At 36.3% G+C, this 13,784-nt stretch carries 13 protein-coding genes and 1 pseudogene; 6 read left to right on the top strand and 8 right to left on the bottom strand.

Annotated features, from left to right (window positions below; all coding sequences use genetic code 11):
* Nucleotides 1-4 precede the first annotated feature (4 nt).
* Both FTT84_RS10800 and FTT84_RS10795 read right to left on the bottom strand, forming a co-directional pair.
* On the bottom strand, nucleotides 5-337 hold the full coding sequence (locus FTT84_RS10800) for an SMR family transporter (protein ID WP_067767621.1): 333 nt from the start codon (nucleotides 335-337) through the stop codon (nucleotides 5-7).
* A 126-nt stretch (nucleotides 338-463) separates the two neighbouring features.
* The gene (locus FTT84_RS10795; protein ID WP_180081144.1) at nucleotides 464-1,459 is read right to left on the bottom strand and encodes an alpha/beta hydrolase; all 996 of its coding nucleotides are present in this window, start codon (nucleotides 1,457-1,459) and stop codon (nucleotides 464-466) included.
* A gap of 371 nt (nucleotides 1,460-1,830) precedes the next feature.
* Here FTT84_RS10795 and FTT84_RS10790 point away from each other — a divergent pair, with 371 nt between their 5' ends.
* Both FTT84_RS10790 and FTT84_RS10785 read left to right on the top strand, forming a co-directional pair.
* Nucleotides 1,831-2,274, top strand: coding sequence for a universal stress protein (locus tag FTT84_RS10790; protein ID WP_180056488.1), 444 nt, complete (start codon nucleotides 1,831-1,833; stop codon nucleotides 2,272-2,274).
* Nucleotides 2,275-2,380: 106 nt separating this feature from the next.
* A complete protein-coding gene (locus FTT84_RS10785; protein ID WP_180056486.1) occupies nucleotides 2,381-2,827 on the top strand; it encodes a universal stress protein in 447 nt (148 codons plus the stop codon).
* 51 nt (nucleotides 2,828-2,878) lie between these two features.
* Here the strand turns inward: FTT84_RS10785 and FTT84_RS10780 are convergent, their stop codons facing one another.
* The 3 genes from FTT84_RS10780 to FTT84_RS10770 all read right to left on the bottom strand — a co-directional run bounded on the left by FTT84_RS10780 (nucleotide 2,879) and on the right by FTT84_RS10770 (nucleotide 6,654).
* Nucleotides 2,879-3,106 (bottom strand): hypothetical protein, encoded by a 228-nt coding sequence (locus FTT84_RS10780; RefSeq protein WP_257222757.1) that lies wholly within the window; start codon nucleotides 3,104-3,106, stop codon nucleotides 2,879-2,881.
* Between the two features lie 334 nt (nucleotides 3,107-3,440).
* A complete protein-coding gene (pepN, locus tag FTT84_RS10775; RefSeq protein WP_180081146.1) occupies nucleotides 3,441-6,050 on the bottom strand; it encodes an aminopeptidase N in 2,610 nt (869 codons plus the stop codon).
* Nucleotides 6,051-6,375: 325 nt separating this feature from the next.
* Complete coding sequence (locus FTT84_RS10770; protein ID WP_067767411.1) at nucleotides 6,376-6,654, bottom strand: hypothetical protein; 279 nt, start codon at nucleotides 6,652-6,654, stop codon at nucleotides 6,376-6,378.
* Nucleotides 6,655-7,143: 489 nt separating this feature from the next.
* Between FTT84_RS10770 and FTT84_RS10765 the strand changes: the two genes are divergently transcribed.
* The 3 genes from FTT84_RS10765 (at nucleotide 7,144) to thiM (ending at nucleotide 9,580) form a co-directional block, all read left to right on the top strand.
* A complete protein-coding gene (locus tag FTT84_RS10765) occupies nucleotides 7,144-7,407 on the top strand; it encodes a hypothetical protein (protein ID WP_067767417.1) in 264 nt (87 codons plus the stop codon).
* Between the two features lie 136 nt (nucleotides 7,408-7,543).
* Nucleotides 7,544-8,698 carry a hypothetical protein gene (locus FTT84_RS10760; RefSeq protein ID WP_067767420.1) on the top strand — a complete coding sequence of 385 codons (1,155 nt, stop codon included), beginning with the start codon at nucleotides 7,544-7,546 and terminating at the stop codon, nucleotides 8,696-8,698.
* Between the two features lie 12 nt (nucleotides 8,699-8,710).
* Entirely contained in the window at nucleotides 8,711-9,580 is an 870-nt protein-coding gene (gene thiM, locus FTT84_RS10755; protein WP_180081148.1) for a hydroxyethylthiazole kinase, read from the top strand.
* A 77-nt stretch (nucleotides 9,581-9,657) separates the two neighbouring features.
* Here the strand turns inward: thiM and FTT84_RS10750 are convergent, their stop codons facing one another.
* The 3 genes from FTT84_RS10750 to FTT84_RS10740 all read right to left on the bottom strand — a co-directional run bounded on the left by FTT84_RS10750 (nucleotide 9,658) and on the right by FTT84_RS10740 (nucleotide 12,900).
* On the bottom strand, nucleotides 9,658-10,215 hold the full coding sequence (locus FTT84_RS10750) for a hypothetical protein (RefSeq protein WP_180081150.1): 558 nt from the start codon (nucleotides 10,213-10,215) through the stop codon (nucleotides 9,658-9,660).
* 25 nt (nucleotides 10,216-10,240) lie between these two features.
* A complete protein-coding gene (locus FTT84_RS10745) occupies nucleotides 10,241-10,972 on the bottom strand; it encodes a hypothetical protein (RefSeq protein ID WP_180081152.1) in 732 nt (243 codons plus the stop codon).
* Nucleotides 10,973-11,376: 404 nt separating this feature from the next.
* Nucleotides 11,377-12,900, bottom strand: coding sequence for a TerC family protein (locus tag FTT84_RS10740; protein WP_180081154.1), 1,524 nt, complete (start codon nucleotides 12,898-12,900; stop codon nucleotides 11,377-11,379).
* 780 nt (nucleotides 12,901-13,680) lie between these two features.
* Here FTT84_RS10740 and FTT84_RS10735 point away from each other — a divergent pair.
* Nucleotides 13,681-13,784 (top strand): annotated as a pseudogene (locus tag FTT84_RS10735) (IS1 family transposase); the annotation flags it as partial.

Below are 13,784 nucleotides of genomic sequence, written 5' to 3'. Positions count from 1 at the left end.
TCCTTTAATGCCCTGTAGAATTTGAAAATATATTAATGACAACAACACCTGCAACAATTAAAGCAATGCCTAGCATTGCAGGAATATCTAAATTTTGTCGAAAGATAAAGTAGCCAATTAAAGCAGTTAAAACAATCCCTACTCCCGCCCAAATGGCATAAGCAATGCCAAGTGGTATGACTTTAATCACTTGCGACAATAAGTAAAATGCCAATGAAAAAAGTACCACCACGACTAAGGATGGAACCAATTTACTAAAGCCTTCTGACTTCACTAAAAATGTTGAACCAATTACTTCTGAAATAATTGCACAGGCCAATAACCCATATGCAAACATGACTGAATTCATTACACTCTCAAACAAACATACCGATCGGTAGGTATGTTATGTTTTTAAAATTATTTTCGCAAGCTAAGATTTATTTTTATGGCGAAATATATCTAAGCCACATAAAGATTGCTTTTATTTTGAATGCTTCGCAAGAAACTCGGTCGTGAGCTGAAAGGTGTGTTGACTGGCTTTTTTACCCATCATAAATTGATATTCATGGACAAGGAGCTCTTTGGAATCTGGATAAAATGCTGTACTTACTTTAACTCCCACGGCCTCTAACTGTTTTACGAAAGGCATGGATTGTGTTTCGGTTAAAAAGTCTTTATTACCCCCACTGATAAATACTGGCGGATAATTTTTTGTGATATGCGAACTAGTCGAAATACTTTTTAGAAACTCCGTATCATCCTTCTTATTACCTGTGTAGGCTTGAACAAGGTTATACACGCCCCATTCAATCAAACCAATCTCTTCAGGTGCTGTATTCACAAAAGAGGCTAAATCATAAATCCCACAATGTAAGATTAAGCCTTTAAGTTGATTGGGTTGAATAACAGGATAAATATTAGAACTTTCCGCAAAAACCGGATTAGTCACCAAAGCAGCATAGTGACTGGCCATATTTGCACCAGCAGAATCCCCTGCTAAATACAATTGATTGGGATCTATTTTCCAGTCATTTGCATGCTGCCGAATAAAGTTCATCGCAGAATCAATTTGATGGTGTTGAGTCGGATAAATAGCTTCAGGTGCAAACTGATATTGCACAGATACTACATTATAACCCTCTGCTGCTAAACGCTTGAAATAGCCACGCGCATGCTCTTTTGAGCCTGAAACCCAACCACCACCATGTATCCAAACCACCGTTGGCCTTGGCGCTAAATTAGCAATATTATCTGGTTGATAAATATCTAGATGTAAATGTGGATTCTGCTGATACAGTACATTACTGTGTATCAAAACATTTTCAGGCGCATGCCGATCAATAAATTGTTTTTGTACTTGAGTCGATAGATTAAATGCACCCGCAATTAATTTCGTGCTGCTCTGTGTATTTTGACAACCTGATAATTGCAAAACAGAACAAAGGCTCAATGCTGTGAATATTAATTTTGTATACATGCGATTACCCAATGTGCTTTCCAATCTGATCTACTAAGCTATTTACAAAATCATCTACACCATATATAGGGATGATTGATTGAAAATTAAATATTTATCGGCTGATATTTTAAGCTTATATTATTTCCTTGAACACAAGTAATTCTGCTTATAAATCCGACAATTTCAGTCAAATTTATTGAGTACAAAAAAATACTTAAATCCTAGTTTTTTGCTCTGCTTTATTTGACGGACAGTTGACAAATTAACATTTAAATTCTTTCTAATTTTATGAATTTACGATATTTTTTATATTTATAAATTGAACCAACGCACACAATATGCTATCAATAAAGCATAGGGTTTAAAGCAATAATAGTGGAGATTTTCTCATGTCATATCAACAAATTTTAGTCCCAGTCGACGGTTCAGAAATCTCATTTTCTGCAGTTAAAAAAGCAGCCATCTTGGCGAAAGCATTTAACAGCCAACTGACTCTGATCAGCCTTGTTGCTGAAGACCCATTTACTGATGCGGATTTCTATTATTCTTCTGCAATTATGAAAGAATATTTTGTCCAGGCCTATGCAAATGCAGAAGCTGCATTAAAAGAAGCATTAACAATTACTGCAAGTGAAGGCGTAGAAGCACAAAGTAAAATTGTGAAAGGCCAAGTTTCTGCTGAAGGTGTGGTTGAAGCGGCCAATGAAGTGAAAGCCGATTTAATTGTAATGGGTTCACATGGTCGTAAGGGCTTCAAGAAAATGCTTTTAGGTAGTTTTGCTCAAGATGTATTAAGTAATACTGAACTTCCAGTACTTGTTGTTAAAGCATAAATGTTTAAGCCCACTTCGGTGGGCTTTCTATTCTCAATATGATAATTGCATTATTCTGATTTACGAATATCTTAAAAATAATAGCCATAACCAAGGAAACTGATCTATGAGTCAATATAAACAAATTTTAGTTCCTGTAGATGAATCTCCTATTTCTTATTCTGCTGTTGAGCATGCATTAGCACTGGCAAAAAGCCAAGATGCCCATGTCACTATAGTAAGTGTGGTTGCTGTTGACCCTTTTGTGGGTGTTGACTTTTATGCCATTGCACCAGCGATTACTGAATACTTTATGCAAGCGGAAAAGAGCGCACAATTACGTTTAGAAGATATTAAACAATCTTTTATTCGAGATGGTATTGAAGTCGATACACGTCTGGTACATGGTGTGTCGCCAACTGAAGGTATTTTACAAGTTGCCGATGAACTCAATGTCGATTTAATTATTATGGGTTCACATGGCCGCACTGGCTTGAAAAAAGCCATGCTCGGAAGCGTTGCACAAAATATTTTAACGCAGTGCCCAATCCCCGTGTTGATTGTAAAAGAATAAATAAAAAAGCCCTCATCGAGGGCATTTTTATTTATGTGATAACAATGTAAATTAGGATTGGCCAATAATTTTATGCAAACTTTGTAAATAACGTTCTGCATCTACACCCACCGAAAACTTTTTCTCAAAAAGCCCTGTGCTTTGCACACTATTAGGTGTGTATTCAACTGCTACAACAAAAGCATTGTGAACATCTTTAGATATACGAACCGCAATAATATGATGGGAGTTTAAATAAAATCCATCATCCACCTTAACCAACATACCTGCCTCAAACATTCTAATTCTTGGGTTTAAAGATTGGCGTGTATATAAAACACACCCTACTTCGACACACGAGATCTTTAAGCCTTAATATTCTACGCTTATTATGTGATATATATTGCATTTTATATTAATTTAAAGTTAATAATCACACTTAAAAATTTAGTTTTATTATTAAATCTTTTGTTATCAAGTTAATAGTTTGACTTTTATAACTTAAAAAATTTGCTCAAAAAGATCTAAACCTTGCTTTCAGATTCAGCATTAAAAAACCCTGCTCATCTCGAGATAAACAGGGTTTAATAAATGATTTAAAACATGCAAGTTAAATCAGTATTTCAACGTCAGCTTAAACACTCAACATACTGTTTAATGTTTCAGACACATTTTTTGACTTAACCAATGGTTTTAATGCCTCAAGTTCAGCCTTCACTGTACTGCGCTGTGGTTCAGCCAAAGTATACCAACGCGACAAAATTTGCAGTAAACGAGAGCCGACAATCGGATTTTTCTCATCCAATATTTTTGCCAAATTAATAATATGTTGAACACCAAAACTCCAAGTATTGACTGGATTTGCATTTAATCCACCCGTTACAGCGCGAATACGGTTTGGCACTTTCAAGTCATAGTCAGCGTGTTCAGTCAGTGCCTTAATCGTTTCATCCGTTGCTTTCGGATGTGCTGCTTGAAGCATAAACCACTGATCCATAGACAAAGCTTCATCTTTAAATTTGGTATAAAAATCTGCTAAAACAGCTTCCGCTTGTGGTGCATCATTCCATACTAATACTTTTAACGCGCCTAAGCGTTCAGACATATTTCCAGTAGTTTGATATTGCTGTTCAGCCAAATCAAATACATCTGCATCGCCTTGACGTGCCATCATCGAAAGCATGATGTTTTTCAGTGCTCGAACACCCATGGCTTGAGAGAAATCTTTTTGTAGATCCGGATCAAGTGTTAAATAGGTCTCTTTACAGAATGCGCCAAGTTCACGTGCCAAAGTACTCAATAGCGCCTCACGCTGTTCTTGAACTTTTTCTGGATTATATTCAGTGTCAATACGACTACCTAAATAACCCTCTGTCGGGACATCGAATAAACGTGAAGCAAGTAATGGATCGCGCTCAACCAATGCCGGTAATGTATTTTGAACAGCTTGAACATAGATGTCGGCATCATGGCCATTTAACAAAATACGTTCTAACAAGGTTTGGCTGGCTTGCCATTGGTTAAAACCATTCGGCTCGTACTGCATCAGGAATGCAAGCTCTTCATCTGAATAGTTAAATTCAAGATTTACAGGTGCGGAAAAATTACGTAGTAAAGAAGCAACAGGTTTAGCTGTTACCTCGGTAAAGGTGATTGATGCAGTATCGGTATCAAATAAATACACACCATCTTTTACGCCATTTTCAACCAAAGCATCAGAGTTCAAATTCAACTGCTCGCCTGTTTCTGCATTAAATAATGCAAGTGCAACTGGAATTGGAACTGCTTTTAAATTTGGATATTTCGGGTGTGCCTTTAAGCTTTGTTTCAAGCTTAAAGTATAGGTTTGATTTGCAGCATCGTACTCACCTTTTGCTTCAAGTTTTGGTGTGCCCGGTTGGTTATACCAAATCAAGAAACTCGACAAATCTACACCTGAACCCGCTGTCAGTGCTGCTACCCAATCTTCAACAGTCACGGCTTGACCATCGTGGCGTTTGAAATATTCGTCAGTACCTGCACGGAATTTTTCTTTGCCCAAGAGTGTCGCCATCATGCGGTTAATTTCCGCACCTTTTTCGTACACTGTTGCGGTATAGAAGTTATTAATTTCAACAAAATGATCTGGACGCGGTGGATGTGAAAGCGGGCCTGAATCTTCTGGAAACTGATGGGCTTTTAGCACTGCAACGTCATCGATACGTTGTACCGCAGCAGATTGTAAATCTTCTGAGAACGACTGATCACGGAATACAGTCAAACCTTCTTTTAAGCAGAGTTGGAACCAATCACGACAGGTAATACGGTTACCTGTCCAGTTATGGAAGTATTCATGTGCAATTACTGACTGAACACGCATGATTGCTGCATCAGTGGTGTATTCTTCATCAGCAAGCACACAAGAGGTATTAAAGATGTTGAGACCTTTGTTTTCCATTGCACCCATGTTGAAAGCACTAGTTGCCACAATCATATAATTGTCTAAATCATATGGACGACCATAGTGTTCTTCATCCCAACGCATTGAGTGTTTTAATGCTTCCATCGCAATGTGACATTTTGGAATATCTTTTTCTTCAGCATAAATTTCTAAAGCAACATTACGCCCTTCAGAAGTCACGTAATGATCCTTCAGTACAGCCAAATCACCAATCACGCAAGCAAATAGGTAAGACGGTTTTTTAGTCGGATCTTGCCACACGGCATAATGACGACCCTCACCCGCTTCACCTTTTTCCAATAAGTTACCATTTGCAAGTAAAACTGGAAATTTCTTATCGGCTTCAACACGTGTAGTAAATACAGACAGAACATCTGGACGGTCAGGATAGAAAGTAATTTTACGGAAACCTTCAGGCTCATTTTGCGTCACAAATAAATCTTTGCCAGCAAGATATAATCCTTCAAGCTGAGTATTATTTTCAGGATGAATCACCACTTGAGTTTCAATCACAGCCTGATCTGGCGCATTCGAGATGCGTAGTTGTTCTGCATCTAATCGATAAGCATCTGCTGAAAGTACTTCTCCATTTATTGAAATGGATTTGAGTTCTAAATCACGCCCTAACAGTACAAGATCACCAGCCGTTTGACGATGCATCACCAGTTTGCTATTTACATGGGTATAGTCATCAAACACTTGAATATCAAGATCAATACTATCAACTACATATGAAGGTTTTTGATAATCTTTTAAATATACAGTTTGGTCTGCTTCGACCATTGGATTTGCCGCGATGTTCATATCTTGTCCTGTTCCTTTGTTATCGTCGATCAGCGAAGCGTGAAAAAAATTCTAACTCGCTTGATCATACGACAAGTTTTATTGGCTGTCTGCGCATTTACAATGTTTTATATATGGGCGCAATTCCACCTATTTTCAATCATTCAATGAGAATAATTCTTTAAGTTTGGCGCATATTTAGGCATCTCTATAGCAATATCAGTGCCGTATTATTTGACTTCGGTTTTAGATTGATTCATTTAAAAAGCTTTGCATAAAAAAAGCACATTTCTGTGCTTTCTCTGACATTTATAAATCTTCACTGAAATTTAACTTTTTAAAGCCTTTAACTATTTGGAAAGATTTGGTCAAGCGCTGCGTCATAATCTGCCACAAATACAAAAGTAAAACGAGATACAAAGCCTTTTAGAAATTGTTCAATTTCATCAGTTGCTCCCGCGACATAGACCATTGAAACATTATGCTGAGTTGCTAACCCTAATAACTCCAAAGTCTTCTCTAACGTTTTATCGTGCCCAATAACCAATGCACCGACCATTACGCCTTGGTCTTTTTTATAGAGCTGCATACGAGTGATATTGCTTGTTTTTAATGCATCTGACATTTTGTATTTCCAATACGAATCTAAAGAGTTATTCACCATCATTTCCAAACGAATCTGCCTACCGATAGCAACCTATTGAGTAGCACAAATCCATTTAATTCAACTTTTAATTGAGTGCTACCTAAAAGGTGCAATGAAGATAAAATAAAATTTAATTCAATTTAACATAAGAGCCGTATAAACGCTGAAAAATCAATGATTTTAAAGATGACTTAATCTGTCTCTCTGTGTTTTCACAATGTGCACCAGTATGTATCAATAAAAACATCTAGACTTTGAATAAATATTGCACTCAATCCTAAAATAGCTATTTATAGAATTGTTACAACTTAGACCCGCATAAAATATATTTAAATATCAATAGATTAAAAATTATTATTTGATTTTTTATACATATGAATTTCAAGCTAATTATTTTGTGCACACTTTTTGCAATACCTATCTTGTAAAACAAACTTAATATTTATCAAAACAAAAAAGAGGTGCACTATGTTTATTAAAGATCATATTGTTCGGATGGAGAATCTTAAAACTTTAAAAGCGTTGGATGCCGCAAATATCGATCATAAAGTAATAGCAATGTTTATGAGCTGCGAAGGTGTCCCACTTCAACCTCACGAAGTAAGTTCGATATTGAACACTTACGATACGCTTGGCGCTAAAAAAGTGCCATCAAAAAAAGTACAAGCTCTCATTAATGCGAAACAACTTGGCGAGGAGGATGAATCAATTCCATGTCCAGCAGCCTATTAATTTTTCTTTTCAGCTAAAGTGCTGCAAATGATGCAGCACTTTTTTTATGCAAGCAAGAAAGGTATTAAATTCCGTAACCCGTACTTAAATAGAGATGTGTATAATCGACTTGAGCTTATCGAAATGATCTACAACTATGTTTAATGTGCTACGCAAACAAATGGATGACAGTACACAATGCCCTTTGTGTCGAGCATCTATGTATTGGGTAGACGCAGAACAAATGGATCAGGAATTCAACTTTCACGAATGCAGTCACTGCAAGCATCAAATCTTTCCTGAACAGCAATTGAATTGCCATTGTGAAAGCTGCCAACTTGCCCGTAAAAAACTACTCAAAGAAACGCGATTACAAGAACAACGCAAATTAAAAAATAAGGTTTTACAAGAACGTGAACTCAGTGAATTGAGTTTTGTGCAAAAACTTTTTCTACTTGCACTACTGGATAATCACGTACATGAGCACACCACACATGTGGAATACATTGATTGGGAATCCATAAAATATCACTACATCAGCCCCAATTATTTTTTTCAGCAAGCACTAAAAAAGCATTTAGTTAACGAGCAGGTTTTAATTGTTAAAGATAGTGCAATACAGGCTGAACAATATTATATCAATGTCCGTTTAGATGGATATTCTGAACCGAGTCTATTTAGCATTACCACGCAACTGCGTGCTTGGTTTTATCAAAACCTTGCTATGGGTGTCGCATTCAAAAGTGCTGATGAAGTTAAAGAAACTTTGTATCTCGTGTTGTATCAAGAAATCGTACAATTTATGCAGTTTTATTGCAAAACATGGGGAATCCAAATTGCAGGGAATAAAAGTTTCCAAGTGTTCTGTTACCGTTTATTAGATAGTTTGGCTGTAGGGCAAATCTATTACATGATTCAGTCTGCTTTAGAATACCTGCACAAGCAAAAAGCATTACAAGTTCGAAATGAAAATTTCATTAATACCAATCTATTGAAAAAGACCTTGCAGCAGTATCGTGAGCGTGGCCTACAAGAGAAATGGGAAACTTTTACCCTACCACGTCCGCCACAACTCCCTTTTAGCAAAATGAGTGAAATTTTACTGTTTAACTTTCTCGGACTAGATGAGAGCATTTTTGTGCAACCTATCCGGCATGCTTGGAAAAAAATTGAGCCTCGTTTAAGTTTTTACTCCACCAAACGTTGTATGTATTGCGGTTCACAGGAACTCTCTGTGGATTATGACGCTGAGGACTATGTCAGCTTATTCTGTCGTAATTGCAAACATCAAGACCACTACTTCACCCGTTAAGGGAGAACATGAATGAATCAATCTGAAAAATTTAATTCCACTATGAATACTGATTTATCTGACTTAAATAGTCCTCTCCTAGAAAGTGTTATCCAAGCTTGGACTGAACTTAAAACCACTCAACCTTTGGTGCATATTATTACCAATGCAGTTGCGAGTAATTATGTAGCCAATGTCCTACTGGCTGCAGGTGCATCACCTGCAATGATCGACAATCCTTTTGAAGCTGAAAGTTTTGCAACAATTGCGAGTGCTATCAATATTAATTTAGGTACGCCTACATCTGAACAAATGCAGGCAATACAAATTACTGCTCAAACTGCACAGCAATTAAGTAAAGTTTGGGTGCTTGATCCTGTCGGTTATGGCCCAGTACTGCCATGGCGTTCAGAGATGGTAAATACTCTTTTGCAATATAAACCACATGTTATTCGCGGCAATGCATCCGAGATCAACGGTCTAGCCGGTAATCAAGGTGAATCTAAAGGTGTGGATAGCACCTTAAATAGTGCTGAAACCTATTTACAAGCCAGTACTCTACTCGAACACTGTGAATGTGTTGCAATCTCGGGGGAATCCGATTTCATTTTATCTAAGCAAATGAATACAGTAGTTAAAATAAATGGTGGTAGTTATCTACAACCCAAAGTGACTGCATCGGGTTGTGCATTAGGTGCACTCATCGCTGCCTATTGTGCCGTCAGTGAGAATGTAACGACTGGAACCGTTGCTGCACATATTCACTTCGCCATCGCTGGGCAAAAGGCATTTGAGCCTGCATCAAGTGTCGGCAGTTTTAATGTTGCCTTTTTGGATGAAATATTTAATCTCAATGAAGAAGACATACAGCAATATGCAGACATTGAAATTTTACCACTCTAAATTAGATAATCTTTATAAAAAAGCCTGTACCCAAAATGAATTAGTACAGGCTTTCAAGAGTAATCCAAGTTTTAAAACTATTCTACTGTTGCCATTGAAGCATCATTAGATATTTCAATATCATCATCATCATCAGCAGCAGCATGCATGTCCTGTTCAGTCGGATTACTCAATAGCATGTCTAAATCGTAATCCCCTGTATAAATTATATTTTTAATCTTAGGGCAACCTTCTTCACTCATTTCATATTTAATAATTTTGGCTTCATTTCCAATTTTGAAATCAGCTTGCACCGTATGCGCTTTTTCATCAAAAAGAAGTTTAGGGTGAATTGATATAGGTGGATCTTGCGTATCCGTGAAGATATCGAAATCAATATTACATACCTTTTGAGATTTCTGGCAGCGAATTTCATCATTTAGACGTTGTGCCATATTACTTTCAAAATAATGCTCTACTTTTGCTACATTTAAAGTATTTAACTTTAGATTGTCCCGGTAAATTTGCTTAACCAAATCTTCAGCTGATTCACACCGATCACTTTTATTTTGAATGGGGTCATTCGTAGGCTGGCAAGCACCTAAAAATAAAACCATACTCAGCCCAATCCAATGGCTAACCTTATTCAACAACATAAAACTTCCATGTATAAAATATTAATTATTCGACTGATCGTCCCATTGCGATATTCATAGTTGCTTCAAAAATTGTTCCAACATTTAATTTGCATATACACATCATGCCCATACCATCAAAATAATCGGGTACATGCTGCATAAAAAACTGAATGTGTTCATCTGATTTATTTCTTAAACGTATTAATTGCTCCGGTGTCACTTTTGGCAAGTCACAGGGGTGTACAAATATGTCCTCTGCGCGATGTTGTACATTATGTTGCCGAGCTTTAAAGACATTTAATACATCAACATATTCTTCAGGCATCGCAACACCCTGTCGCGGATAAAATTTGACGGAACGTGAAGCAAATAAGGTATAAACCTTCGGCTGCGTTAAAGTCGTGACAAACCACATCGGCATTGAGGCAAAACGAATTTGGTATTGCATTGCCACTTTAATCGCTGAGTTTAAAGTCATATTACGGCGACGATACTCAGGTAAAAAACCCGCACGTGAATTAAAAATTAAAATCGGACGTTGATTATGTTCAAGCTTTAAAATACGGATAATATTTTGTCCGACTAATTGATTCTTATGAAAAAATTGGACAACAGGAATCGCAACAGCATCTGCATCATGCATATATTCATAGACTTGTTCGATGCTCGAATTTGGGAAAATTTTGCGATCAAACTCCCACATCTGCTGAAAATATGTATGTTTAGATTCTGCGGGTAGTTTACTGAAATCAATAATGCTCTCAGAAATTTTCATACACCCAACCCCGATCCTCTTTTAAATTGTGCTTTACACATCTGTAGGCAAATTCACTTATTGCTGCACTCCATCCAAATCGAAATTTCGTGCTTAAACATTTTTAAAATAAACTTATTTGAGAAAATAATTATTGAACTATAAAACGATAAGAATTCATTAAGGTGGTAAAAATTTTATCTGTGTTTTCATTCAAGCAGCCTAGCCTATTCATCATTCAAAAAAATGGAAGAAAATGCCAGTACCTATGAGTTGTATTTATAAACTAAGTGTTACATTGTGTAAATATAAACGAGCCTACAATTTGCTTTTTATCGAAATAATATGTGGCATGGCGCAGATATAAATATGGGTAAAAAAAAGACAGCTTCGAAAAGCTGTCTTTTAACATCTAAATGGACGTATTAAGGTTGATAGAAAATCTCAACAGTCTTAATCCGGTTATCATCCATTTCGGTCACTTTAAACTGAATACCATTAAATTCAATTTCAGTACCAACAGAAACATTACCTTGTGTTTGGTCTAAAATTAAACCTGACACACTGATGTAACCATCGTCTTCTTCAATTAAATCAAGCATACCCAGCTCTAGCTCAAGTTGGTACAAATCCAGCATACCTGATGCTTTCCAGTGCTGATCATCCACTTTTACTAAATCGAGTTGTTCATCAGCATCAGGGAATTCACCCGCAATCGCCTCAAACACATCGAGTGGAGAAATCAAACCTTGTACTGCGCCAAATTCGTCAGTCACCAGTACCAATGAACCTTTTGATGTACGCAATGTATTAATAGCATCAATCACTTTCATCTTTTGGAAAATGAAGATTGGGCGATGACGTTTAATCAATGCTTTTAAATCTTCTTCGCTATCAAGGACATCAATCAGTTCTTTCGCACGTACTATGCTGATCACTTTATCCAAGCTACCACGACATACTGGGAATAAGCTATGCGGGACAGAAAGCACTTGCTCACGAATTTGCTCAGGCGAATCATTTAAATCTACCCAAGAAATCTGATTACGCGGCGTCATAATTGATGCAACTGTACGCTCAGCAAGCGTTAATACACCACCAATCATGTAGCGCTCTTCGTCTGCAAAGGTTTCCTGTGCTTGACGCTGACCAACCGTTTCAGCCTCAATACGACCACCCATCAATTTTAAGATGTTATCTGCCGTACGATGACGAAGCGGAATTTTTGATTCATGTTTAATCGCATTACGTTGTGTAAATTGGTTAAATGCTTCAATTAGAATGGCAACACCAATACCTGAATAGATATAACCTTTCGGAATATGGAAACCAAAACCTTCCGCAATCAAGCTAATACCGATTAACAGCAAGAAGCTTAAACATAAAATCACAACTGTAGGATGGCGATTTACAAATGCAGTTAATGATTTAGATGCAAGTAACATCACTGCCATTGCAACAACCATTGCAACCATCATGACATAAATGTTGTCAACCATACCTATTGCGGTGATCACCGAATCTAAAGAGAATACGGCATCTAAAATAACAATTTGTGCAACAACGGCTGTGAAGCTTGCATAAACAACATTCGTTGTAACTTTAACTTCAGGTTTACCTTCTATTTTTTCGTGCAGTTCAGTAACTGCTTTATAAACAAGGAATAAACCACCAAATAATAAGATCAAATCTCGACCAGAGAATGTCCAATCAAATACGGTAATAAGAGGTTGAGTTAAGGTGACTAACCAAGAGATTGCAAAAAGCAATCCAAGACGCATGATTAAGGCAAGTGACAGACCAATGACACGTGCTTTATCACGTTGTTCTGGAGGAAGTTTTTCAGCCAAAATGGCAATAAATACGAGGTTATCAATACCCAGTACAATTTCTAAAACAATTAAAGTAAGCAAACCAACCCAGATACCGGGGTCTAATAAAAATTCCATTAGTTAATACCCTCACTCTGAATTGTAAAAAAATTAATTAGACCAGCGCACGGCGACGGATCCATAATGTTAACCTCTATGACTTAAGACCTTTTTATTATGCACAATCTTCAGAATTTGTATTGTGCAAATAAATATTTTTTTGATAATTACTCTAAATTTTAAATGATCTAGATTATTTTAAGATTAATTACTAAGCACTAAACATATTTTTTGTAATGCAATGATCTTACTTTATGTAATTTTATGCGCCGCTTTTTTTCATTTTATTTTATGTCAATGCTGTAAGTTCAAATCGCTTGTTCAACCCACATCAAGTAAAGCGTATAAGAAAAATTTCATCAAAAACGTGTTACTACAACTATCAACAGCAGCAAAACTAATGTAGTTATACTTAACAAATCAATAAATTCTTTTTAATTTATTACTCTCTCAATTCCAATGCAGAAAAAATAAAATATTTTATGACCTTCTATGAATGACTTAGTCATAAATCTTAGCTGGTTAAAACTAAATCAGTATTTTCTATTAAGATAATCTAAAAACGAGATATCAGTATCCTTCCATTTTTTTAGTGTGAACTATTGCTATTACCCTCTATTTTTCAATAGAATGTTAAAACATTAAATAAAATTACAAAAAAATTCAGGGGAAACTTCATGACAAAAAAATATTCAAAATTTTTGCCGTCCACGGACGACTTCAGTTTAGAAAATTTTCCGGTGGTGTATCAAAAAGTATGCTAAAAAAAAGCAGATTGAATTTTGATAAAATAGAGAAATGCAAATAACTCTAGAAATCAAATGTCCAACCTGCCTCAGTGACAGTATAAAGAAAAATGGCATCAAAGTAGATGGGAAACAGAACTACCAATGCAAAGACTG

The sequence above is a fragment of the Acinetobacter sp. YH01019 genome (genome assembly GCF_013420285.1).
In the GTDB taxonomy this organism is placed as follows: domain Bacteria; phylum Pseudomonadota; class Gammaproteobacteria; order Pseudomonadales; family Moraxellaceae; genus Acinetobacter; species Acinetobacter gandensis.
The sequence above is the reverse complement of the archived record's forward strand: the minus strand, read 5'-3'. Positions and strand labels throughout refer to the sequence as shown.

Bases quoted from the DNA above. Each gene is read 5' to 3' on its own strand.
- FTT84_RS10780 (WP_257222757.1), bottom strand. From the start codon at position 3,106: ATGTTTGAGGCAGGTATGTTGGTTAAGGTGGATGATGGATTTTATTTA.
- FTT84_RS10765 (WP_067767417.1), top strand. From the start codon at position 7,144: ATGTTTATTAAAGATCATATTGTTCGGATGGAGAATCTTAAAACTTTA.
- FTT84_RS10745 (WP_180081152.1), bottom strand. From the start codon at position 10,972: ATGAAAATTTCTGAGAGCATTATTGATTTCAGTAAACTACCCGCAGAA.
- FTT84_RS10795 (WP_180081144.1), bottom strand. From the start codon at position 1,459: ATGTATACAAAATTAATATTCACAGCATTGAGCCTTTGTTCTGTTTTG.
- FTT84_RS10785 (WP_180056486.1), top strand. From the start codon at position 2,381: ATGAGTCAATATAAACAAATTTTAGTTCCTGTAGATGAATCTCCTATT.
- FTT84_RS10740 (WP_180081154.1), bottom strand. From the start codon at position 12,900: ATGGAATTTTTATTAGACCCCGGTATCTGGGTTGGTTTGCTTACTTTA.
- FTT84_RS10800 (WP_067767621.1), bottom strand. From the start codon at position 337: ATGTTTGCATATGGGTTATTGGCCTGTGCAATTATTTCAGAAGTAATT.
- FTT84_RS10750 (WP_180081150.1), bottom strand. From the start codon at position 10,215: ATGTTGTTGAATAAGGTTAGCCATTGGATTGGGCTGAGTATGGTTTTA.
- FTT84_RS10760 (WP_067767420.1), top strand. From the start codon at position 7,544: ATGTTTAATGTGCTACGCAAACAAATGGATGACAGTACACAATGCCCT.
- FTT84_RS10790 (WP_180056488.1), top strand. From the start codon at position 1,831: ATGTCATATCAACAAATTTTAGTCCCAGTCGACGGTTCAGAAATCTCA.
- FTT84_RS10770 (WP_067767411.1), bottom strand. From the start codon at position 6,654: ATGTCAGATGCATTAAAAACAAGCAATATCACTCGTATGCAGCTCTAT.
- thiM (WP_180081148.1), top strand. From the start codon at position 8,711: ATGAATCAATCTGAAAAATTTAATTCCACTATGAATACTGATTTATCT.
- pepN (WP_180081146.1), bottom strand. From the start codon at position 6,050: ATGAACATCGCGGCAAATCCAATGGTCGAAGCAGACCAAACTGTATAT.